This is a genomic window from Thaumasiovibrio clandestinus, from assembly GCF_047250365.1.
Classification (GTDB): domain Bacteria; phylum Pseudomonadota; class Gammaproteobacteria; order Enterobacterales; family Vibrionaceae; genus Thaumasiovibrio.
This window is the reverse complement of the sequence record NZ_JBLBVL010000001.1, coordinates 112,739-136,134: the sequence shown is the minus strand read 5'-3', so window position 1 is coordinate 136,134 and position 23,396 is coordinate 112,739. Positions and strand designations below refer to the sequence as shown.

22 protein-coding genes are annotated in these 23,396 nt (G+C 43.9%); 11 read left to right on the top strand and 11 right to left on the bottom strand.

Annotated elements, in window-relative coordinates; all coding sequences use genetic code 11:
• Positions 1-100: 100 nt before the first annotated feature.
• Entirely contained in the window at positions 101-1,180 is a 1,080-nt protein-coding gene (locus ACKLNH_RS00660) for a J domain-containing protein (RefSeq protein ID WP_413110314.1), read from the top strand.
• A 20-nt stretch (positions 1,181-1,200) separates the two neighbouring features.
• Here ACKLNH_RS00660 and ACKLNH_RS00655 read toward each other — a convergent pair whose 3' ends face one another.
• On the bottom strand, positions 1,201-4,293 hold the full coding sequence (locus tag ACKLNH_RS00655; protein ID WP_413110313.1) for an efflux RND transporter permease subunit: 3,093 nt from the start codon (positions 4,291-4,293) through the stop codon (positions 1,201-1,203).
• Positions 4,290-5,375 carry an efflux RND transporter periplasmic adaptor subunit gene (locus tag ACKLNH_RS00650; protein ID WP_413110312.1) on the bottom strand — a complete coding sequence of 362 codons (1,086 nt, stop codon included), beginning with the start codon at positions 5,373-5,375 and terminating at the stop codon, positions 4,290-4,292. Before ACKLNH_RS00650 ends, ACKLNH_RS00655 begins: the two co-directional genes overlap by 4 nt.
• A 113-nt stretch (positions 5,376-5,488) precedes the next feature.
• On the opposite strand from ACKLNH_RS00650, the gene ACKLNH_RS00645 reads away from it, so the two are divergent.
• The 3 genes from ACKLNH_RS00645 to ACKLNH_RS00635 all read left to right on the top strand — a co-directional run bounded on the left by ACKLNH_RS00645 (position 5,489) and on the right by ACKLNH_RS00635 (position 7,836).
• A complete protein-coding gene (locus tag ACKLNH_RS00645) occupies positions 5,489-6,085 on the top strand; it encodes a TetR/AcrR family transcriptional regulator (protein ID WP_413110311.1) in 597 nt (198 codons plus the stop codon).
• A gap of 341 nt (positions 6,086-6,426) precedes the next feature.
• Positions 6,427-7,344 (top strand): patatin-like phospholipase family protein, encoded by a 918-nt coding sequence (locus ACKLNH_RS00640; RefSeq protein WP_413110310.1) that lies wholly within the window; start codon positions 6,427-6,429, stop codon positions 7,342-7,344.
• A gap of 18 nt (positions 7,345-7,362) precedes the next feature.
• A complete protein-coding gene (locus ACKLNH_RS00635) occupies positions 7,363-7,836 on the top strand; it encodes a hypothetical protein (protein WP_413110309.1) in 474 nt (157 codons plus the stop codon).
• Between the two features lie 85 nt (positions 7,837-7,921).
• Here the strand turns inward: ACKLNH_RS00635 and ACKLNH_RS00630 are convergent, their stop codons facing one another.
• From ACKLNH_RS00630 to ACKLNH_RS00610, 5 genes are all read right to left on the bottom strand, one after another.
• Positions 7,922-9,250: an NCS2 family permease gene (locus tag ACKLNH_RS00630; protein WP_413110308.1), complete on the bottom strand. Its 1,329-nt coding sequence runs from the start codon at positions 9,248-9,250 to the stop codon at positions 7,922-7,924.
• A gap of 11 nt (positions 9,251-9,261) precedes the next feature.
• Positions 9,262-10,359 carry an adenosine deaminase family protein gene (locus tag ACKLNH_RS00625; protein WP_413110307.1) on the bottom strand — a complete coding sequence of 366 codons (1,098 nt, stop codon included), beginning with the start codon at positions 10,357-10,359 and terminating at the stop codon, positions 9,262-9,264.
• 739 nt (positions 10,360-11,098) lie between these two features.
• On the bottom strand, positions 11,099-12,052 hold the full coding sequence (locus ACKLNH_RS00620; protein WP_413110306.1) for a DUF2860 family protein: 954 nt from the start codon (positions 12,050-12,052) through the stop codon (positions 11,099-11,101).
• A gap of 129 nt (positions 12,053-12,181) precedes the next feature.
• Complete coding sequence (locus ACKLNH_RS00615) at positions 12,182-13,111, bottom strand: LysR family transcriptional regulator (protein WP_413110305.1); 930 nt, start codon at positions 13,109-13,111, stop codon at positions 12,182-12,184.
• 7 nt (positions 13,112-13,118) lie between these two features.
• A complete protein-coding gene (locus ACKLNH_RS00610; RefSeq protein WP_413110304.1) occupies positions 13,119-14,015 on the bottom strand; it encodes a LysR family transcriptional regulator in 897 nt (298 codons plus the stop codon).
• Between the two features lie 220 nt (positions 14,016-14,235).
• Here ACKLNH_RS00610 and ACKLNH_RS00605 point away from each other — a divergent pair, with 220 nt between their 5' ends.
• Positions 14,236-15,297 carry an alpha/beta hydrolase fold domain-containing protein gene (locus ACKLNH_RS00605; protein WP_413110303.1) on the top strand — a complete coding sequence of 354 codons (1,062 nt, stop codon included), beginning with the start codon at positions 14,236-14,238 and terminating at the stop codon, positions 15,295-15,297.
• 430 nt (positions 15,298-15,727) lie between these two features.
• On the opposite strand, the gene ACKLNH_RS00600 is transcribed toward ACKLNH_RS00605, so the two are convergent.
• Positions 15,728-16,639 carry a LysR substrate-binding domain-containing protein gene (locus ACKLNH_RS00600; protein WP_413110302.1) on the bottom strand — a complete coding sequence of 304 codons (912 nt, stop codon included), beginning with the start codon at positions 16,637-16,639 and terminating at the stop codon, positions 15,728-15,730.
• Positions 16,640-16,832: 193 nt separating this feature from the next.
• On the opposite strand from ACKLNH_RS00600, the gene ACKLNH_RS00595 reads away from it, so the two are divergent.
• The 4 genes from ACKLNH_RS00595 to ACKLNH_RS00580 all read left to right on the top strand — a co-directional run bounded on the left by ACKLNH_RS00595 (position 16,833) and on the right by ACKLNH_RS00580 (position 20,239).
• A complete protein-coding gene (locus ACKLNH_RS00595; protein WP_413110301.1) occupies positions 16,833-17,642 on the top strand; it encodes a sterol desaturase family protein in 810 nt (269 codons plus the stop codon).
• A 166-nt stretch (positions 17,643-17,808) separates the two neighbouring features.
• Positions 17,809-18,057 carry a DUF3622 domain-containing protein gene (locus tag ACKLNH_RS00590; RefSeq protein ID WP_413110300.1) on the top strand — a complete coding sequence of 83 codons (249 nt, stop codon included), beginning with the start codon at positions 17,809-17,811 and terminating at the stop codon, positions 18,055-18,057.
• A gap of 297 nt (positions 18,058-18,354) precedes the next feature.
• On the top strand, positions 18,355-19,395 hold the full coding sequence (locus tag ACKLNH_RS00585) for an acyltransferase family protein (RefSeq protein ID WP_413110299.1): 1,041 nt from the start codon (positions 18,355-18,357) through the stop codon (positions 19,393-19,395).
• A 199-nt stretch (positions 19,396-19,594) separates the two neighbouring features.
• Positions 19,595-20,239, top strand: a complete 645-nt coding sequence (locus tag ACKLNH_RS00580; RefSeq protein ID WP_413110298.1) for a LysE family transporter — start codon at positions 19,595-19,597, stop codon at positions 20,237-20,239.
• A gap of 29 nt (positions 20,240-20,268) precedes the next feature.
• Here the strand turns inward: ACKLNH_RS00580 and ACKLNH_RS00575 are convergent, their stop codons facing one another.
• The 3 genes from ACKLNH_RS00575 to ACKLNH_RS00565 are packed head-to-tail and all read right to left on the bottom strand — an operon-like array spanning position 20,269 to position 21,739.
• Positions 20,269-20,547 carry a hypothetical protein gene (locus ACKLNH_RS00575; RefSeq protein ID WP_413110297.1) on the bottom strand — a complete coding sequence of 93 codons (279 nt, stop codon included), beginning with the start codon at positions 20,545-20,547 and terminating at the stop codon, positions 20,269-20,271.
• Between the two features lie 54 nt (positions 20,548-20,601).
• Entirely contained in the window at positions 20,602-21,198 is a 597-nt protein-coding gene (locus tag ACKLNH_RS00570) for a metallophosphoesterase family protein (RefSeq protein ID WP_413110296.1), read from the bottom strand.
• A gap of 43 nt (positions 21,199-21,241) precedes the next feature.
• A complete protein-coding gene (locus ACKLNH_RS00565) occupies positions 21,242-21,739 on the bottom strand; it encodes a hypothetical protein (protein ID WP_413110295.1) in 498 nt (165 codons plus the stop codon).
• A gap of 411 nt (positions 21,740-22,150) precedes the next feature.
• Between ACKLNH_RS00565 and ACKLNH_RS00560 the strand changes: the two genes are divergently transcribed.
• Positions 22,151-22,489: a zinc ribbon domain-containing protein YjdM gene (locus tag ACKLNH_RS00560; protein ID WP_413110294.1), complete on the top strand. Its 339-nt coding sequence runs from the start codon at positions 22,151-22,153 to the stop codon at positions 22,487-22,489.
• Between the two features lie 47 nt (positions 22,490-22,536).
• The gene (locus ACKLNH_RS00555; RefSeq protein ID WP_413110293.1) at positions 22,537-23,214 is read left to right on the top strand and encodes a Dph6-related ATP pyrophosphatase; all 678 of its coding nucleotides are present in this window, start codon (positions 22,537-22,539) and stop codon (positions 23,212-23,214) included.
• Positions 23,215-23,396 lie beyond the last annotated feature (182 nt).

Genomic DNA, 23,396 nt, shown 5'->3' with positions numbered 1-23,396 from the left:
GCTACAAATGTCAAATTACGTGAAAAGATGCGTTAGAATTAAAGTCAGGATGCAGTGTGTCCGATATTAGTTATGCACACCTTTATGGATGAGAGAATTGATGACCACATTTCACGAGCTACTTGGCACCCATGCAGAGATGTCGGCCGCTGAGATAAAAAAGCGCTTTAAAATCATGTCTACCCGAGTGCATCCTGATAAAGGAGGGTCGGATGCGTTAATGCAGATGATCAGTCAAGCCTATGCTTTTGTGGCTCGGGGTGAAGGCAGTAAAGAAGTTTTTACGACCATAACGTTAGAGTCGTCCGAAGCGGTACAGCTTAAAAGTAAAATTATATTGCTGGAAAGAGAAAATCGTCGTTTAAAAGAAGCGTATGAGCACAGTCAACAGCAGCTTGAGCAGGCAAAAGACGCAGTGCAGCGACAATTCAATGAAAAGGCCTCAACACCCAACAGTGACGATACCGTTCTTAGGACACAGTTGAATGAGTATAGAGCGCTGTTGCAAGAAAAAGAACAAAAAATCGCTGAACTCACGGCTCGCCACCACTATCAATTGGAAAAGCATACCAACCTAGTGCAGCGACGTCGCCGTTTGATGGTACCGCTGACAGCGGTGTTGGGGGGGGGAATCTTATTTGGCACAGTATTTGGTGACTTTTCGTCGCCTTCTTTGCTAAAGGCACAAGTAAGCACTGTAGATAAAAAGGGAGAACCCGACAATACCACACAGACGATAGTGCCTGTTTTGCAAGAGGCGCCAGAACAGTCGATGTCTTCTGCGGCACAAGTGTCAACAGACTTGCCATCGGAGCAGTTTGATATAAAAAATTCAGCAGCGAGTGGCGTGTGGGATAATTTTACTTTTCAAGCAAGCGATGAGCCATATATTGCCGTTAGGAGTCAGCAGGGATCCTATGTGGTAAAAGGTTGTGAAACGGGCTTTTACTTATTCCTAAAAGAGCAAAAACAACCGATAAGATTGCCGCCAAATCTTCAATATAAGCATCGGGAAGGGGATTTTATTGTTTATGATATCTTGTATGGCAATGGGTCAACGGTAGAAAACTGGTTTGATTCTAATCGGTTAGTGATTAATGGTGAAGGGTTCACTAACAGCGACTTTTCCAAGGTGCTTAACCAACATAATCGTAACTGCCTGACGCGCACCGAAGTCTGATACGCGACAGGCGTTGTTGTTTACTCTGTTGCTAGACGTGGCAGGGTTTTGCTCAGCGTGCCAAATCGCAAACTTAACGTGAAGGCCGCTGGAACAAAAAAGAAGGTGATGATCGTGGTAAATACCGTTCCACCTGCAATTGTGATGGCAAAAGGCGGCCAGAATCCACCGCCGCTAATGATCAGTGGCAAGAAGCCGCCCACAGTGGTGATCGTAGTGGAAGTAATATGGCGGGTACAGCTCATTACGGCTTGAACGACCTCTTTCTTGTTTCCTTGCAGCGCTTCTGGACGTGTGCGCAATTCAGCAATAATGACGATCGCCGCGTTGATGGCTAACCCCGCCAAGCCAATTAAGCCAATGATAACTGTAAATCCGAATGGGTAGCCGAATAACCATACAGCGAAGAGCCCCAGCCCAGCTGCCTGCCCACCGACCATAAAAATAATGAGGCTAAGGCGGAATGAATTAAAAGAGAGGACAACGACCGCCACCAGTAGCGTAAACACAATCGATAAACTCGACATTAACTGGTTAACAGATTCATCTCGTTCAGCTGATTCACCGCCATAGCTTAATGTGTAGCCTGGGGGAATGATAATATCCGCCTCTACGAGGCGTTGCTTGAACAGATTCAGTGCTGTTTGGGGTAAAATGTTAGTCTCTAGATAGCCTTCAATGACATTAATACGCTGCCCATCACGACGTGGAATACTACCAATACCGGGCGTGAGTGAGAGTTTGGCGATAGCATCTATAGGCTGAGTGCGTTCATTGCTTTGTGGCTGGGTTGAAAATTGAAAACCGCTGATAGACTGCAAACTTGCACGATTGTCGTCACTAAGCCGGACTCTGATCGGCACTTGCTCCGTTCCTTCAATAAGGTAGCTGCCCGTGATACCTGTCAGTGCGTTATTAAGATCACGAGTAATATCTGTCTGTTGTCGAGTACTAAGTTGGCTCTCCATTTGATCTATGTGCACGGTGATGGCTGGCACCCCCGGTAACATTGTTTCACGGGTATGAACCACGTAAGGCGTAGTGGCCAATAGGTAGCGTAATGATTCACTGACTGAGCGAATCGTCTCAATATTTGGCCCGCTGACCTTTAACTCTATCGGAGCATTAAACGGAGGCCCTTGTTCTAACTTTCTTACAATTACTTGCGCTTGCGGAAGTTGGTCATCGAGCTTTTTTTGAATGCGCGGGATGAGCGTATCGGCGGTGAGCCACGTGTCGGTTTTGATCATCGCGTGGGCATAATTGGCAGAGCCTCGTTGTCGACCGACCATGTTGTAGTAGAACGAAGGAAAATCGCCACCAACGACCCAGTTGACGGCTTCAATCCCTGCTTCTTGTTGAATGATTTCCGACGCCTTATTAACCACAAGATGAGTACCATCAATACTGCTGCTTGGTGGCATAAAGAGCTGGACTTGGAACATGTCTCTATCGGATGGAGGAAAGAACTGCTCGGTGAGCTGTCCAATGGCCCAGAAACCAGATGCGGGCAAGACCCCCACAAACAATATAGTGAGGATAGGACGCTTAACCGCTTGATAAATTAACCATTTAAACCCTTTAGACAGCTGAGGGAGGTGAATGCCACTGTGATACCAGCGTGGGTTTGTGTCCTTTTTGGGTAGAAAGCGAGCAGCGAATCCAGCGACTAACGTATGCGAGATTAAGTAAGAGCCAAGGAGAGAAAAGCTGACGGTGAGCGCAATGGCGCTGACAAACTCTCCGGCAGGGCCGGGCATAAGAAAAATAGGCGCAAAAGCAAGAATCGTAGTTAATGTAGATCCCGCGAGTGGAAGCCATAGGTGGACGATTGCTGCTGTGGCACTTTCAATTCGACGCAGACCGCGTTTACGGTTTTCTTGAATGGTATCAACCATGACAATGGCATTGTCGACCATTATCCCTAACGCAACAATGAGGCCTGTTACAGACATTTGGTTAATGGGAATGTTGGTTATGTTCATTAATGCGAGGGTAAAAGCGCTAGTGAGCGGAAGAGAAAAGGCGACAATAACCGCTGAGCGAAAGCCTAAGGTGAGCAGCAGAACCAGAATAATGAGTACCAGACCAATTAATAGATTATTGATAAGTTCTTTAAGGCGCAAAGTGGTGTAGCCGTCTTGTTCAAAAACCGATTCAAGCTGAATATTTTGCGGCAGCTGCTGACGGTATTGTTGGTAATGGTCATGAATGCTTTCAGTCCACAGATCAACCCGTAAGTCTTCTTGCATTCGTGCCGCAACAATAACGGCAGGACGCCCATTAATGAGAGCGCGCTCGGTATCTGGCGATTTAGCTTGACGAGTAACAGAGGCGATATCTTTTACTTTAATTTGTTGGCCATCGGGCAACGTACGTACGGGGAGTTGCGCCACTTGCTCAATGGTGTCGAGTGACGGTGTTACCTCTATTTGAAAGCGATACTGGTGGTTAAAGATTTCACCAGCACTGGACTTACTATCAGCCGAGGCGATAAGAGCACTGATTGATGCAGCATCCAGTCCCAAGCTTGCTGTTTTGTTAAGATCAAATTCAACAACCACTTCCTCTTCTGGCGCACCCTGAATGGCCACATACTCAGTGCCGGGTAGGTTTCTTAGTTGGTTGGCTAACTCTTTAGCATATCTGCTCAGAATCAAAAGATCGCTTTGTGCTGCATTAGTTGCAATGAGGGCGGTGATAGAAGTAAAGGCTTTGGAACGGTTGTCATTAAACTCTGGTTGAGATGTATTAACGGGCAAAGACCGACTAGCATCATCGATTTTGTCGCGAACTTTTGACCAAACGGCATCGGTATCTGTCAAAGAGTCGTTGAGCTCAATATTAATGACCGACAGACCTGTCCTTGAGACAGATTCAATCTGTTTTATTTCATCAAGCTGGCGCAGTGCCATCTCGATCGGCTCGGTAATGAGGGTTTCCATATGTTCAGGCTTAGTGCCTGGATTATGGGTGGTAATTGTCGCCCATCGGTTAATTAACGCAGGATCTTCCGCTCGGGGAAGGGCTTGAATGGCGCTTAGTGCTGAAACGATTAAGATGCCGACCATCAGCACCAATAGTCGGGTGTTGCGTAAGATGTAGTCTATCATTGCACCCCCAACTCCCACGTTACCTGCTGACCGGGAACTAAACGGTGTAAGCCATTCGCGATAATAATGTCACCATCGGTAAGCGCACCATCAATAATCGCCTCCGTTTCTGTTGTATAAAGTACATTGACCGTTCGTCTTTCAATATGGCTATCTTGATTTACCGCAAAGACATTCCAAACGCCGCGAACCCCATCGGTTAGGGCTGACAAAGGAACTTGATAATTGTTTTGGGTGACGATTTCATCCACGACCAAATAAGCTAATTGACCACTGATCAGTGAAGGTACTTGATTGAGGGAAAACGTCAGTCGTTGCGTGCGAGAGTTGAGGTCAATTTGCCCAGCTTGACGCAGCAGCCGGGCTTGATAATGGTATTGACCAATACGTACGGTATAGTCAGACTGCGCGAGGATGGTATCGAACATGTCAGCAGGAACACCAATATGGACTTCTAACTGTTCGTTTGATAACAGTGTAACTGTTGGTTGCCCCGGACTAACAACATCGCCGACCGCGACTTTTCGTGACGAAATAATGCCATTATAAGGGGCATAAATGGTCGACTTGTCTAGTTGTAACGATAGAGATTGAAGAGAGGCTTTGAGTTGATTTAGGTTGGCATCAAGCACCAATTTTTGACTAGATAAGGCGTCAATCTCAGCATCGGCGCTAAACCCTTTCTTTTTGAGAGCTTGTTGTCGATGAAGGTTCGCTTCTATTAGTGCTTGTTGTGCATTTATTTCACTTTGTTGGGCGAGTAATTGCCGTTGTTGTGTTTTGAGCAAGGCTTGATCGAGGCTGACTAATGGATCTCCTTGCTTTGTCTTGTCGCCAGTACTGACCCATACTTTGTCGACTTTCCCTCCAAACTCGAACCCGATAGCAGCATGATTTGCCGGTGCGATTGTGCCACTGTATTCGCGTTGCACGGTAAAATGGGTTTGTTTATCAAGTGCGATTACATTTGCAACCGGAATATTCGCTTCTGGTTGTGAAGGCAAAGTGGACGTGTTGCAACCCCATAAAATTAAACAGATAAACGGAACAAAGGCAGGTGTCTGCGCCAGTTTTATATTCATATATTATCACTTAGTCTGAAAATTGGGGGGTTCTATTTATGTTATAAGCAGACTATAATTCAATCAAACTAGACTGTCTAGTTTGATTGTTGAGAAGATGTAGCAATGGAGTTATGGTGAAAGTTAACAAAAAAGAGTTTCTTATCGTTGACGCGGCTACTCAACTATTTACGGATAGGGGTTATGCGGTTTCGATGGATAATATCGCAAAAGAAGCGGGAGTTTCTAAACAGACGGTATATAGCTACTTTTCGACAAAAGATGCACTGCTGGAGCGTTGTATTAGTGAAAAATGTCAGGCAGTTTTCCTTAACCCTAGTGTGTTAGATAGCGACTTACCGTTAGAGCAAGTGTTAGTTGATTTTGGCTTTGCGTTTTACCAGTTTTTGCTCGGAAAAGAAGCATGCTCCATCTTTAAGGTTTCGGTTTCTTTATCACATTCCCATCCAGAGCTGGCGCGTATTTATTTAGCGGCAGGGCCAGAGAAGACCAATCACACCTTTAAACAATTTCTTTTGCAGCGTTGGCGGCGGGGGGAAATAAAGGCGGATGCGGATATTGATGTGGCAACAACACAGTTCTTAATGATGTGTCATGGCCGGGGGGTAATACATAAACAATTGAACCATACAGTCAAAGAGTCGGATGAACAAATTCGCCAATATATTCAGCATTGTGCAGCGATGTTTCTTGCTTATTGGGGAGCATAACTGACCTTAAGTTAATCAGCTACTTTGCTATTTTTCTTACAAGATCGAATGAACGTTGTTCATGTTCGATATTCAATCATATGCGCATAAATCGTGCCGTATCTCGCCTGATTTAGTGTTCGATATCACTTCAAGGTCCCATCTGAGAGAGAAATCAAATTTAATGTGAGTAGTTATCAATATCTCCATCATCGGGCGCGGTAATTGTCTATATTTTAAGCGGGTGACGTATGCTATGTGCTACAGGGTGATGGTTATCTCCCGATATCATCAGTGAGTTAGGTGTACGTAGATTGTGCAGCGCGTGTGTTACCCATCAATGAAATTGAAGGAGTAACAGCATGAAATATATACTATCAATTGATGGTGGTGGTATTCGCGGCATTATTCCAGCCTTGGTATTGGCAGAACTGGAAAAGCTAACAGGAAAAGCGAGCCGAGATCTGTTCCATTTAATGTGTGGAACATCAACTGGCGGAATTATTGCCCTTGGCCTATCGGTGGACAAAGAACAGGGTTTACCGTATTCAGCCGTTGAGTTATCCAAAATATACCGTGATCGCGGGACCGAAATTTTTGCCCGTTCATTTTGGCAAGGTGTGTCGTCAGTGGGTGGGCTTGCTGACGAAACGTATTCTTCGGATGGACTAGAGCAGGTATTGGAGGAGTACTTCTCTTCTGATGTAATGGCTGCCGCAAAAACGCGAGTAATGGTAACAACCTATGATATTGAACGGCGGAGTCCGTTTTTTATAAAGAGTTGGAAGGAGTCGACCCGATCAGTAAAAATGCGCGATGCAGCAAGAGCGACGTCTGCCGCGCCTACCTATTTCGAACCTGCATTATTAACAATTGAGAATAGACGTCATGCACTTATTGATGGCGGTATTTTTGTGAACAATCCGGCGGTCTCTGCCTACGCCGAAGCAAAGAAACTCTATCCGGACGAAGAGATAAAGTTACTGTCTTTAGGGACGGGCGAACTGGTACGTAAGATCCCTTATCGTGAAGCGAAGGATTGGGGAAAAGCCAGCTGGGCATTACCCGCGATGAACTGCATGTTTGATGGTGTTTGTGATGCTGCTGACTACCAACTTCAGCAAATTCTAGGCGATAACTATTTGCGTATGCAGGTGCGCCTAGACGTCGCGAATGATGATTTGGATGATGCGTCTGCGCGAAATATTGCAAGTCTGACTTCAGAGGCAACTCGGTTGCTTGATAGCATGCGAGCCCAGTTAGTTGACTTTATTGGTTAAATAGCCGAGAAGGAGAGTATGATGAATACCATTAGCGATTTATCTCGAGACCAATTTAAAGAATTATTAGATGAGTACTTTGCGCCGCCCCAGCAACGGGTCAAATTAACCGAGCGGGAAGTGAAAGGGCTCGCTGCACGTTTAAACGAAGAGATAAACGTGCCTTTAATTAATGAAACACGCGAAGAGAAGATACTGCTAAAAGTGGTGGTGAAAGTCGATACATTTCTATATGACAATTTGCCAAACGAGTTATACGATTTGGTGAGGAGCCTTCCCGATGGCATTGATGATCAGGAAGCGAAAAGATTAATTACGCGCCTGAGCAAACTGGCTAATGAGAAAATAGATATCCCTTATATTCCTGAAGCTGGTGAGTATATTGCGATTAAATTTATTATTGGTGTCATTATTAATGCTGCGAGAAAAAACTGGGACTTTAACAAAGCGCTAGAGGCACCAGCTAGCACAAAAATCATTGCTGAAGTGTAGCGGCTTAGGTCGCTATCTTCGCGGCAATAGGCAGTAAAAAATCGGCGTCAATAGACGCCGATTTTTTGTTGCTTTAGTGCCTTAATTAATGCGCCACAATATAGAAGTAGTAGATCATAGAGAGTGAGATAAGATAAACAGACCAGTGGTCTTCTTTCCAACGTCCAGTGGCTAACTTCAAAAATCCATACACGAGCATGGCTGCAGCGATACCGTTGCCAGCATTGAAGCTAAAAATACTAACTGCAACACAAACAAATGCCGGTAGGTACTCGGTGAGGTCATTAAAGTCCACTTTGCGAATTGAACTCATCATCGTGATACCGATATACATTAATACGGGTGCAGTCGCAGCGGTTGGAATCATTCCTGCAACAGGAGCCATAAACAGTGTTGCCGTGAAGCACAGCGCAGTAATAATGGCGGTAAACCCGGTTCGCCCGCCCGCTTCAACACCGGCTGAACTCTCTAAATAGGTTGTCATTACAGGACAAGAAAAGAGCGCGCCAAAGGTGGTGGCAGAGGAGTCGACATGAAAGTTCTTTTCAATCCCCGGTAGGTTTCCCTCTTTATCTAGGTAACCTGCTTGTGCGCCGACACCGAGCAGAGTACCGAGTGTTGAGAAGAAGTCAGGGATAAAGAAAGCCAGAAGAAATGGTAAGTAAGTTGGGTTCAGGGCACCTAATACATCCAGTTCAAAGAACAAGCCATCGATTGAGCCTGGCATACTAAATGGGTTTGACGGTACTTGAGTAATGCCTAAAAAGAGTGCAATAACGGTGGTAATAAGGATCGCCATGATAATACCGCCTTGTGTTTTCCGTGCGGTAAAGAACAGAACAAGGAAGAACCCGACAGTGGCAAGTAAGGTTTCCGTTGCTGCGAGGTCACCAAAAATAAGCACATTCTTGCGAGGGTCTGCTACCACAATGCCCGCTTGCTTGAACCCAAGCAAAGCGATAAATAGCCCAATACCAACCCCGACAGAGACTTTTATTCCGTGAGGAATAACGCGAACAACAAAATCACGTACCCCAAGGAAGGAGACCAGCATAAATAGCACACCGCTGATAAATACAATGCCAGCAGCGATGCTGAGGGGGACATCATTGCCGAGCAAGGTAAATGAAAAAATAGCAACGCTGCCAAGACCTGGGCCTAAAACAAAAGGTCGGTTGGTATAAACGGCCATTGCAATGGTCGTAATAACGGTCATTAAGATTGTAACGGTGAGGGCACTCTCAAACGGAATTCCGCCCTTACTTAACATGCCTGGCACAACAGCGATCATATAGGCCATTGTTGTAAAAGTTGTTAATCCTCCAATGATCTCGTTGCGTAACGTTGTGCCGTTTTCCTTGAACTTAAACCAACTCGCAATAGAACGAGCAGGGGTTGGTTGCACAGAGTCCATGTTGTCTCCAATTAAGGTCTTGAATAATGAATATGATGATTAGGGTCAATGTTCGGCTCTTGCGCTAATTGCGTGCGCAAGTTGTCAAATTCGCTCAGCCAAGTGGCTTTCCAATGTGCTTTAGTGCTGTTATCTGCCCAACTGGCATCGATTGCATTTTCCAGCATTAAACGAATACCATCGAGGTCGAAACCGAGCTCTTCTACCATTACGCGGTAACAGTTAGCGCTGTTAGTATCGTGGATGTGCCAATCGTCAGTGCATGGGATGATATTTAGGCCAGCCTTAGCCATGTCGCGAATGGGGTGATTGCGACACCATGTTTGATGATCTGGCCATTGTTTTAGATAATATGTGTTTGATGGAATGACAGTAAACGGTATCCCTCGTTGGGCGTAAGTCGTCAGCATTTCCGGGTTATCAGTAATGGTATAACCATGATCAATACGCTGACAATTGAGTAGCTCTGCGCCTGCTTGGATGTTGCGCCAGTGTAGGCCGAATTCACCGCAATGCGCGGTGCATTTAAGCTGGTGGTTTGCAGCCAGTTGGTACGCTTGCCAGAACTGCTCAACACTCGCGTTCTGCTCGTTATAGTCAATTCCGATCCCCAGCACATAAGGGTGGGGGCGTGCGATGATGGCTTCGACCATCTTAGTGGCTTCTTCTGGCGACTTCTCTCGGTTGATGGAGGGAATAAAACGTACAGTAACGTTAAGCTCGCGTTCTGCCTTATCTGCCGTTTCTGCCATCGCAATTGTCACGGCGTGATAATCAAGTTCGGTATCACTCGGGTTCCAGAATGTTTCTATATAGCGTAAGTTGCATGCGGCTGCATCTTCAGCGACTTCCCATAAAACTCTTTGATAGTCTGCGGTTTCACGCATTAATTGATAAAGAAAGGTGAGAGCTTCAATCCCTCCTTTGCGCTTCATTCCGGGTTGTTGGTATGCGCGATAGTAGGCTTGCGCTTCATCAATGGGCAGATCAACGTGATATTTTCCAGCTAGCGCTTGCATCGTGGTAAGGCGTACACCACCGAGTAGATGGTAATGCAGATCCAGCTTTGGGAATTGTTGGTAAAACGCCTGTAAAGAAAGGGTTTTCATAAAACGAAACACTCTTAATAGTAAAGTAGAGGCAATAGCAAACGTTTGCGTGGGCATTATTACCGTGTTTTTATAAGATGTGAAATGCCGATTCTCTTTTGCTGATGCCGATACGGCATTAAGTTAAATCTTATTGTGCACTGACTTAGCAGTGCTTAATAAGATTTGATGCGCTACTGTCGAAAGACAGTCAAGTTTGTCAGTGACAGAAGGTTTGCTCGTTTTTTGGCTATATCAAATCAGGCGAGGCAGTTAAGCGAAAAGGCTTTTGCCCCGAAGCGTGTTTAGAGAGCGATAAGCTTTTATAAGATAAATATGGTTAACAGGTTGTTTATCGGATAATTGGCTTAACTTCGGGTTCTATGAAAGCTACAAAGATAAGTACGGCTTAGTGAACAAACTTCAATTTTTAATGCTAAATGAGACTGATAACTTAAAGCGCAATGTTTATGAGGTATTTAGGGCATAAATCCATGTCGATACTTTCTTAGCGAGTTACCTCAACTAACTCCCAGAAAGCTCGGATTTTGCTTTGTGCATCGCTATTGGACAGCACATTTATATGGTTTTCATTCACACCGTAAAGCGAGTGGGCTTGGTTTATCGCTTCTAGGCGTAATTGGCTACTCAACAATATGGTGCCATCGCTGCTCTCGCCTCGTGTTGACAGATTCTTTTGATAAGCGAAGAGGGTTGCTCTTCGGGTCCATTAGTGGGATGGACCCGACATAAAGTGGTGTTAGAACTTGTAGTTCATACCAACAGACATCAGCAAGCTATCGCTACTATAGAAGTCGATGTTTGAATTGTTAATGGTACTGCCAATAAATGAGGTGATACTCCAGTTATCCCAGCCAGGAATGTTGCTATACTCGTAAGCAAGAAATAGTCGATATACATCATCGCTTCGTGTCTTAGAGAAGATCGGATTTTCTGCTGAAAAGTCTCGTAGTGTATAGCTTCCTGTTAGCGCTAGCTGATAGTTGCTTGTGAGGTAGAAATAACTTAGTTCTCCCTTATAGGCATTAAACGATGCAGCGCTACCATCAGCGTCATGGTCAGTATAACTAAAAGCTGTAATGTAGCCTGAGTTGGTGTTAAGCATTGTGCGGTACTGACCTTTTATGTAATAGGTTTTACTATCTCGTAATAATTCCGCGTGATTAATACCTTCATTGTCAATCTCAGAAGTAGCATACGCCATATCAAATGACACTCCGCTGTTCCATAGGTTCGAGAGTTTCAAGCGATAAGCGTGGCCTTGGCGTTCGGTTGTCTCTCTTTTATGTCCTGTTAGATACGGATTAGCCCACACTTCTTCGGCGACAACGGTAGGAAGATAGCCGATATCGAGCTTAGTACCATTGTGGTAGTCATATTGATAACCAAGTTCAAATGCAAGTGTCCCAACGGCCAAATCATCACGCGAAGTACCTAGGTAGACTCGTTGGTTGTTGTTTTCGTTTAGCGCGTAGTAAAGGCTACCTAGGGGCGCAACAAAATTCTGATTAGAACTATCGCCTTTACCTAGGTGATTTATTTGCGCCGAACTATTGGTATCTAAGTTAGAGTTAGTTCTGCTAAAGCCAGAGTTCAAAGACACCTCACCAGAGAAGCGTGAAGTATCAAACGCAGTAGCTGAAGCGATAGAAACTGGTAGTAGAGCGAATACAGAGAGCACTGTTTTGTTCATTGGTTGTTCTCATCAACGTAAGTTAAGCCTTTCCATTTGCGACAAATCCGTAAGTTGGTGAGAAGCTTATATCGACTTATTCATCCTTTATATGAATTAGAGAAATGCATTTTTGCTATATCTGATTCACTATTGGGGGATCTCCAAGCTATTAAAGTAACTTTGGATGATTTGGTGAATATGTTGGTTAAGCGGATACCCCCGTTTTGACTGCAGATAGCCACCACAAACCTTAATTTTCTGCATCTGTGTTGGTAGCTCTGGTAGTGGGTAACTTGCCAGACGATCATCAAGCAAGCTCATGTAACGACTCCCGTACATAATCGCATCTGACGTGCTTAATTTGTTGGTTAGAACTCGAATACTGTGGGTAACCAATGACACTCGGGGTTGAAAACCTCTGGTGAGATAAACCTCTTCAACAGGAGCGCGTTTAGAGTTAATACCGTCAATGATCACTCGCGCAATCGGCAAGTGATGGATAGATGCCCAGTCAGAGGTTTGGTTCAATACTGGATGGTTTTTACGAGCAATGAGACAAAGCTCGACCTCTTGTAACGTATGGTTATAAATCTCTTGTGGTAGGGGATAACCTTCAAAGTGGATCAAATAGTCAATGCCGCCGTTCAACACTTCCGCCAGAGAATGCTCTTGCCAGTAAACTAGGCTAAAATTGGCATTTGGAAAATTACGGCGTAGTGTGTCAAAAATTCCCTCCCCGTGTAGCTCCAAGAAAAAGATATTCATGGCGATTTTAATCTGGCCATTAAACTCTATAGGGTCAAAGCTCTGGTAAGACTCTACCACTTTCATTAGTGGTATGAACATTTGATCACTTGCTTCAGCTAACTTCTCGGCAAGCTCTGATGGCTCAACGCCATGTGCTTTGCGGATAAAGAGCTGCTCTCCGAATACATCACGAAGTTTTGAAAGTCCACGGCTGACGCTTGTTTGTGAGATTCCCAATCTGTCAGCAGCAGCATGCGTGTTACGAGTCTCTACTACAGCTTTTAAAAGCTTTAATAAGTTCAAATCGAGATCTTGGAGTTTTTTGTTCATGCTACGCTCACTGGGTTAATAAGGTTTCATCAAAAAAGGATTGGATAGTTTGATGGAGATATTGGCTGAATGGGCTGCCACGCCGTGTTTGTAGATAAGAGCCATTAATGTCGAGAACATTATGTTGTTGGATATTGGGTGGTAGAGAGTAGCATTCAATCTCAGGTGCAATTTGTTTTACGAAGCTGCTCGAGTACATGATTGCGTCGCTATTTTTGACCAATTCAACCGCTGTCCTGACACTGTGTGTAGTCAGTAAGAAGTTTGCTTGGTAGCCCTGTCTTTCATACAGGTGTTCAAGGATTCCTTTTCTTGGGTTAATACCATCGAGATAGAGCCTGACTATTGGCAATGGGTGAATCGATCCCCAATCACTACCCTTGGATAGAATTGGGTGGTTCTTTTTAGCCAATATAACATTCTCAATTTTGGCCAAGTTTCGGCAGAACACATCTTGAGGCATGGAGTAAGACTCAAATTGAATTACATAGTCAACGCCACCTTGTAATACATCATAGAGAGAGTCTTTTTGCCATTGGGAAATATTGAAACTCGCGCTAGGTAAGCTGGTTCGTAAAGCAAGAATTAGACGTGGGCCAAAGAACTCGAGCAAAAAGGTGTTGACCAATATGTTGACCTTGCCAGAGTACTTCTTTGGGTCAAAAGCAGAGTAGTCCTCAATGACTCTTTCGATTGGGTGTAGAATTTCTGCAGAAGCATCAGCCAACATCATGGCCAATTCTGATGGTTCAATCCCGTGAGCTTTGCGAATAAAAAGCTGTTCACCGAAGCTTTCTTTGAGTTTGGCTATCGCGCGACTGACACTGGTTTGTGAAATACCCAGTTTTTCCGCCGCAGCGTGTGAGTTTTTAGTCTCAACTATTGCACGCAACACTCGCAGCAAATTTAGATCTAATTCTCTGATGTTAATAGCTAACTCTCCCTGTAGTCCATTGCTTAATCCTAGCAAATAACGTGTTGTTGTGAGACGTTGATGATCACTTTAGTGCACGTAGCTTGCAAAAATGAATTTCTCTAATTCATACATATCATCAATCGGTTTGTTTATCTTAATGCCATCGAAGCAAGGAGTGCTTTTACATCAAACTGTATAGGTGAAAAAAATGAAATCACGTAATCTCTTCCTTACTTTTATCGCAACAAGTTTTTTAAGCACTGGCGTCATGGCTAACACCGATAAAGATGCGCTACCTCTCTCAGCACAACCTGTACCTCTAACCACGGCAGTTAGTCCTGAGTTTTATGAGTTTTCGAAAAACTTTCCGGCAGCGAATGTAGAGTCACTGCAGAAAAACTTACCCAAAACAGAAAGCGAGTGGCGCGCTTTCGTTGATGCGCGTGACACGCCAGCCATCGAACGAGCAGAATCGCTAGCTAAGACGCTAGGGGTAACCATTGAAAAAGACTCTATTGGTGGCGTTGATGTGTATTGGGTCACGCCAAAGGCGATTGCGCCAGAGCTAAAAGACAAGCTCTATGTCGCGGTTCAGGGCGGTGCGTATATGTTGAATAGTGGTCTAGCATCAACATCAGAAGCTTCTATCATTGCTTCTAAGATGCAAATTCCAGCACTAGCGATCGACTACACCAAATCGATAGATGCCCCCGCACCAGCAAGCCGTAATGATATTGTTAAGGTGTGGAATGCGCTTCTAAAAACGCGCTCTGCAGATTCCATGGTCATGGGGGGGACTTCTGCTGGCGGGGCTCTAACGCTTGCAGTGACACAGGAGATCAATAAACAGGCTTTACCTGTACCAAGCGCGCTTTATGTTGGAACACCGGGTGTGGATATGACCATGACTGGAGACAGCCGTTATGTCAATGAAGGACTAGACCACATATTAGGTAGTTGGCGTGGTATGTCTTCTGCTTTAGCCAATGTCTATGTGGGTGAGCTAGAACTAACAGATCCTATCGTATCGCCGATTAACGGCAGCTTTGAGAACTTTCCGCCAACTTATTTGATCACTGGCACGCGTGATTTGTTATTGAGTGATACTGTACGAGTGCATCGCGAACTTAAGCGTGCAGGGGTTGAAGCGGAGCTTAATGTCTATGAAGGTCAATCTCATGCCGATTACGCTGTAGCTTTTGGTACCCCTGAATCTGAAGAGCATTATCAGGCACTGAGTAACTTCTTTTACGGAAACTTGATGAAGTAATGTCGCGCTAAGTAGATTAGCAGTTCACACAGCTAAAACACGTGAACTAATACCAATCGGGATAAATAGGTGTTCAGATAATTGCGCAGGAAAAATCGCTTAGAGCAAGGCATAGATTGCTGCTAGCTAGTTGACCTACCTACAAAATCTATAACGATGCTATCAGCGATTGTAACCAGCAAGAATGACCAGATATTTATTCTGGTTGGTATAAACGTGGCGTATTGCGCTCTGGAACTATAAAGCAGATGCAATATGACAGTGCGTGCACACCATATTTTTATTAGTCCGAACGTTAGAAATTAGAGTAAAAAACCGAAGAAGCTTATGTCCACGGATGTTTCAGTGCATCTCGACCTACGGTGTGATCACCAAGCGATTCTGTCGTGTCTTTGCAAACAGCCTTTACTACCCGCAACAGCGACGTTACCTACACTGACGTTATGAACTGCCAACCGGAAGCGCAACGCTGTGTTAAATCATCCCAAAGGGCTTCTGCATGTGTTTGTAGTGGTGTGGCGTGTCGATATAGCCTAATTTGATAAGGAATGCGTAGGCTTTTGGGCTCAATAGGGAGTAGGGTGCCGTTACTTAATTCAGATTGAATCATGCAGTCAGGTAGCCAAGCGATCCCCTTTTTTCGCAGGACAAGCTCTTTATGTAATTGACACATAGAGGACTCAAAAATGGGGTTATTCGTGGTGCTAACCGTGGGACGATGTTGTTCTATTAGCCTCGCGGTATAGGATTCAGAAGAGTAAGTTTGTAAAGGTAGCGGAGAGCTATTTAGTGAGTAAATGGGCTCTCCATTGTTATCGGCCGCCGTAACGAGAAAAAAGTGTCCGTGCCCTAATAAGAGGTTATTGAACGGAGGCTGCAATAATGCAAGGTGTTCAAATCCTAAAAAGAAGTCATAGCGTCCCTCCTTTAAGGCGTCAATACCCTCATCGACGCGCATAACATCCACAGAATACGGTATCGGATCTGCGTCTTGCTCTAATAAGGTAATAAGGTCGATAAGACTAGGAGAAGTCAGCGAGTGAGGCGATGCAATTCGAACAGGTTGTTGCTGAGGGCTATCGAGTTGATCTAACTGCGTTAAGCCAAGATACATCTGTTCGACTATGTTGCGTGCTACATTATGAAACTGGCGTCCAGCTAACGTTAAGGTAATCGGCGTCGTGCTACGATCAAAGAGCGGTTGACCGACGGCGTTTTCTAACGAGCGAATGCGTCGCCCAAATGCGGGTTGAGTAATGTGTCGTGCCGTCGCTGCTTTGGAAAAATGCTTAATATCAGCCAGCGCTAAGAAATCTTCTAACCAGCGAGTGTCGAGGTTCATGGTATTTTGGCTTGGTAACAATGGTATATGAAATCTATCGATGAAGTGTGAAAGAGTCAAACAAGTTTGCAGTTGGTGTTGCATCTATCCTGTTCTACCATCAGTCATATAGGCGTTACGTTGATGCTATGTAGAAGTGTTGCATCACATTGTATTGAAGCGAAGCTGTGCAGGGCACATGGAAGGAGGCCGGATGGTTAGCAATGAAGTAATATGGCGTTTAGGCATGTTCTTTTCTGTGTTGATATTGATGCAGGCTTGGGAGATATCGTGTCCGGCGCGTAGCAGTCCGTTATTAAGACGATTCCGTTGGCCGGGTAACGTCGGGTTAGTGGTGTTGTCGGCTCTGTTAGCCAAACTGGTTTTACCGATGGGGGTGACAGGTGTGGCATGGTATGCGCAGCAACACGGCATTGGCTTGTTTGCTCATGTTGAATTATCGGCTGTTGTTACCATGATCATCAGCGTGGCTGCGCTAGATTGTGCTATTTATTGGCAGCACAGGCTATTTCATCGTGTTCCCACTCTGTGGAAATTACACCGCGTGCATCACGCAGATTGTTTAGTTGATACGACAACCGGTTTTCGATTTCACCCTTTAGAGATTGTACTGAGCTTATTGTTTAAGGTGGTGATTGTTCTGTTGTTAGGCGTACCAGCAGAGGGCGTATTGATTTTTGAAATCATGCTAAATGGGTTTGCACTCTTTAATCATGCTAATGTTCGTATTCCGCAGCGAGTCGATGATAGGCTTGCATGGGTGATTATTACGCAGCGATTACATCGTATTCACCATAGTCAGAAGCCTATAGAGACAGACAGTAATTTTGGCTTCAGTGTTTCATGGTGGGATCGCGTGTTCGGTACGTATACAGCGAGGGGCTATGTGTCAGATGAGCAGTTGCCTATTGGGTTAACGTCTTTTCCTGCCAGCCGCGCTCAAGCAAGCTTACCGTCACTACTAACAATGCCTTTTGTATCAAAAGAAAAACGCAATCAATGAGGGCATCGTTCGCTGCCGTTGTTATTTATGGTATGAATTGTTTATTCTTAAATGAGAGTAAATGTGTTCTAATACCGAGCTTACAAAGGCGCAGTGGTTCATTGGTCGCTATTTGTATAGTTCGACGAGTAACCACTCTCACCTTGATTTACCCTAGGAAAATGACATGGCAAACGGCAAAAAATTTGATTACCGCTTAGTTGAGAAGAGAAATGGCTGGGCGGCGGAGATCATTCGTCAACTATCAGCACGACGTACCACTGTTTCAAAGCGCGAAACGGGCTTTGCAACAGAAGCAGAGGCCAAAGAGTGGGCTGAGAAAACGTTGGCTGAATTTGTTCAAACGCAGATTGAGCGTAATAAGCGTAAAGCATTGCAACGTAATGCGGGTGCAGCGGCGTCTGAAGACGAATAGAGTGTGGCGTTAGTACGCTGCTAAACAGTACAAAGAAGGCTTTGGGCATTGCTTAAAGCCTTTTTTATGTTTGGCGAAACGTAACAGACGACAAAAAACTATGGAAATACCTCTCTTACTCTAGAGGCAATCAGTATCGTGATGAGCTGCTTATTGGTACTTGGAAGGGGCAGGGTTAGGCGATGAGACATAGAGCCCATTACAGGCTAAAAGCCGAGACACTTCAAAAAAATACTCCAGCGTTAATATGCATGTTGAGATAAATTAAAATTTCCATTTTCTTGATAGCAATAAAAAATGCAACCTACTCGTTTTTATGAAATAGACTTGTTTCGATTTATATCTGCAATTGCGGTAGTCATTTATCACTATACGTTTGTTGGTTGGAAACTTGGCCGTACACCAGAATTCAATTTTGAAATGATTAACGCGGTAACCAAGTATTTCTATCTTGGCATTAACTTTTTCTTCGTGATTAGTGGCTTTGTTGTCTTGCTCAGCCTTCATCATGGTAGCGCTAAGAAATTTGCGTTGTCGCGTTTTATTCGGCTTTATCCCGCATACTGGGTGGCGTTGATAACAACCACGACTATCGTTGTTTGGTTTTCTGGTGCACAACACACCATTACTATTGGTTCGTTTATTGCTAACGCAACCATGTTTAATTCTGGCATGGGTATCCTACCTATAGATGGTTCATATTGGACATTGTGGATAGAGTTACAGTTTTATTTACTCATGCTGATCATTACTGTCAGTGGTGGGCTAAAATATATTGAACATATACTAATGGGGGCTGCGGTTGTATCGTTAATTAGCCTTCTTAGCCCACAAGCAGCAAATGTAAATATGTTTACATCGCTATTTCCACACTGGGGTGGGTATTTTATAGCAGGGTGTACATTCTATGTCATTACGCAAGAAGGGTTTAGTGCATATCGCGGTATTATTGTTGGCCTATCGGTAGCATTTATCCTAAAGCAATCGGTAGACTTTGCCGCCTTACTCACCCAATGGTATGGGACCGAATTTAATAGTACGACAGTGATTATCATCAACCTATTATTTTTGATGCTATTCGCCATTATCGCTTTGTTTAAGAGTAACCCATTACGCCGGCCAATCTGGATAAGACTTGGGGTACTCACTTATCCACTCTATTTGCTCCATCAAGAAATTGGTTATGTGATTATGAATCGGTTTGCGTTACAGATAGGTAAATTAGAATTGGTAACCATAACCACTGTTATTGCTATCGTTATGGCTTGGTTTCTTCATTACGGTATCGAAAAGCCGGTTTCACGTTGGTTAAAAAGGCACAGTGCTCTGGGCGTTTAAGCCCCGCCATATTTAAACAGCAAGAGTGTCGCTTAACTAAGTGTTCATTCTTGTTTCGACAGACCAGACTTCATAACCAACGGCCATTTACCTGTAGATATGTTTAATAACATAGGCTTATAATGTTATCCACGAACGCCTGACGGTAGGTGCGTAATGCCTAGGTAAATAGTGCATTTAAAGGACTAGATGGATATTCATGGAATTTATACTTGCAAAATATGTAGCCGAGTTAGTCGCTGTTATCTCGATCACCATTTTAACCATTATTACGCCAGGGCCGGACTTTATCGTGGTGGCTAAAAACAGCCTTAGCTACTCAAGGCGATCTGGCATCTTTACTGCGATGGGGGTCGCATCCGCGGTATGGATACATATTTTTTATACTCTTGCGGGGATTGGGGTCATTTTGTCGACGTCGATAGTGCTTTTTTCCATCGTTAAATACCTAGGTGCCGCTTACTTGATTTATTTAGGGATGAGTAGCATACGAAGCAAGGGTGGGTTAGAGATGATTCAGGGGGACAAGAGTACCACACCGATCACGGCTTTCAGATCTTACCGTATGGGTTTCATTAATAATGCACTTAACCCGAAAGCAACGCTGTTTTTTGTGAGCTTGTTTACTCAACTTGTCAGCCCCTCTACGCCGTTAAGTATTCAAATTATTTATGGTGCTATTGTCTCGCTATCATGTTTGATATGGTTTTCGTTGGTGGCGGTGTTTTTGAACCGAAGTGCTGTAAAGAGTGCGTTTTTACGCGCACAAAAAACGGTCGAGAAGATGATGGGCACCGTGCTTATTGGCTTTGGTGTAAAAGTCGCGTTAGCGACCAACAGTTAGTCATCATGACGACCGAAAGCACTTTGTGATTATTTAACTAACCACAGCGAGTTATCAGAGTTGTCGCCCCAAATATCAACGTCATTACAGCGTTCTTCGCTTTTCGTCAGTTGTGGTAGCGTGACTAAATAGCGGCCAATATTGGCATGCAATGATTGGAACGGACGTTTGTTGTTTAGCTCGGCATGTAAAGCTTCAATATAAGCATGTTGATTGGCTTTAGCTACCGCGATGATAAGTTGATGGGTAGAAAATGGTGAGACAAGGCCTGAAATTGCGGCGTCGATGGCAGGTTTTAAATTTTCCATGTTTTATTATTCCTTTGGATTTCACTAATGGTTTAAGTTCTTTAACGACTAAGTTTATAGTTTAATTAATTGAGTTTTAGGGCTTTTATCACTTGAGCCCGGATTAACGATAATAAGATTTTCACCGCGACGAACCCCATTACTTTTAGGCTGGTGCACATGGCCACACAGAAGGTAGTCAGGTGTAATGATGCCCAGGTCAAGGGCTTCTAATAAGTCTTTATTGCCTAAGTCAGTGCCATTTTGTCGAGCGGTTTTACTCCCCTTAGGAGGTTCATGGTGCAGAAGTATTTTGCAATTTTTATAGGGGGCAAAATTAACGGTTCCGTACGGAACACAACCAATTATTCCGTGGGTTGTGTTTGTCATACTGCCATCGGTAAACACCCTCTCCATCTTGAGAGAATCAGTCCAGTTTTGGCCATCAACCCAGTCATGGTTGCCTGAGCAAAGGTAGATACTCTTATCTAGTCGTTGAAAAAAGCGGCGATACCATATGGCTTGCTCTTCAAGCGTTTCAGCCACATAGTGACTATCATTAAATAAATCACCGCTAATGCAAAGGAGATCGAATTGTGTTGTAACGTTCTCTAACCAACGACAAGCCTTTTGATTAAAATGTAGGTCAGTGATATGTAACAGACGATTCATTAATGCCTCCTGCTTAAAATACATGTTAATTAGTACGGCGATCTTAGTGGTTATTTAATGGTGGCAGGTCGCTTTTGGTTAGCCACTCGTCGTAGGTCGCTTTCCATTTGTTGAGTCTGTCGAGTAAAACAGGTTCAACGGATTTATTTAAACAGTAGAGGCGTTCACTTGTTCCTTGATGGGTATAGACAAACGGTGTGATGTCTCGGGATGTACAAGAGTTCTTTACTCCGTTTATTCTAGCGCGAATGTTTCGCTCGGTGAGTGATAAGTGCGTTTCTAGCTGCTCTAACGAACAGACGTACCAATCTTGCCCTTCATGCCACGCTTCTTTTAGCTCGCCCTGCGCATGCAAAAAATGCAGCAGGTAGAACGATTCCCAACTTAAACGTTCGAACACTTCGAGAATTTGCTGAGTACCAAGGTTACTCGCTTCGATGTTCGTTGATACTAGGTGAGAGATATCGTGGTTTGCCGCGATGATTTCGAGGGCTCGACAGATTTCATTTTCAGTACCTTCAATTTCTATGGAAATTTTCATTACTCATCCTTCTAGATATGTTGGGTCAGGCGTTTTATGATAATAACGTTACCAAAAGACCATGAATATCATGCTGGATATTCATGCTATCGTCAATAGACAGAATAACGTGAATTTAAAAATAATTTAAAAAGAGCAAACGACTGGTGCCAATTTAACCACTGAAAGTTGCGTTAGTTATGAAAGGCGCTACTAATATTTGGCATGTTTATTGAACGTTTATGGAGTATTGATTGGTTTGGAGTAGGGGGAGCTTGGTGGATGTCATTTCTAGAAATAAAGGGTTTCATTGAATCAGAATAGTTAATTGCAATAGAAGTTGATGCGGTAATGAATGCGTTAAAATCTGCTCGCTTAGGCTGAACAGACCGATTATCATGTCTGTTGGTTTAAGTTAATGAAGTAAAATGTATGTCTTTCCCTCCTTGCCCTAATTGCCAATCTGAATTTGTTTATCCAGACCAAGATCATCTAATCTGCCCTGAATGCGGTCATGAATGGAATCCATCGGAAGCATTGGCTAATGAAGATGCCTTGAATATAAAAGATGCTAACGGAACGTTACTGAATGAAGGTGACAAGGTCACGTTGATAAAAGATCTTAAAGTTAAAGGTAGCTCTCTCGTACTGAAAATTGGTACGAAAGCATTAATCCGGAGAATTGTTGAAGGAAAAGACCATCAATTAGATTGTAAAGTGGATGGTGCGGGTGAAATGATGGTCACGGCTAAATTTGTAAAAAAAGCCTGATATCGTCACTAATTAAACGCATTCGCTGTGTTAAGGAAATGAGTATTATGGAAAACGTCGCAATGCTATGGACGGGGGGTAAGGATTCAGCCTTAGCGCTCCACAAGGCGATACAAAAGGGTTATACCGTTAGTTGTCTCGTCACCTTTGCGCCGGAAAATCCCAATTTTTTGGCTCATCCACTTAGTTTGATGGAAATGCAGGCAGAGGCACTGGGGCTACCGCATTATATTTTAACCATTGATGCCCCCTACGATAAAAGCTATGAGGATAGTTTACGCTGGTTACGAGATGAATTGAATATTGAAGGTGTGGTTACCGGTGATATTGATTTGGTTCAAGGAAGTGCGAATTGGATTCGAGAGCGGTGTTGTCCGTTGAATCTTGATGTTTATACACCGCTATGGGAATGCGATAGAGCATCATTACTGCAAGGGCTAATTGATGAAGGTTTTAGCGTGTACATCACGTGTATTAATACGCGTTGGCTTGATGAAACGTGGGTTGGTCGAGAGTTGAACTTGGCAACATTGGCCGATTTGCAAGATGCCAGCGAACAGGGAACACTCGATCTGTGCGGTGAGCAAGGGGAGTATCATACAATGGTTGTTGATGGTCCTCAGTTTAACCAGCGTATCGAAATTGGTGCATACACCACACGTACTCGCGATAACTATGTGTACATGGATATTTATGAAATGATCGCCAATGAGAAGCGTGGTTAGTATTCTAAAGCGCATAATAAGAAAGTGAATAATGAACGTTATTTGGTTTAGCTAATTTAGACTAAACCAAATGCAAACATAGTAAATCAATTCCGCCAAATGATACGTCTCGCAAAAATAGAGCGCTAAACTTATTGTTTCTATTGACGCAAGTCACATTCTTATAGAATCTTATCTGATTT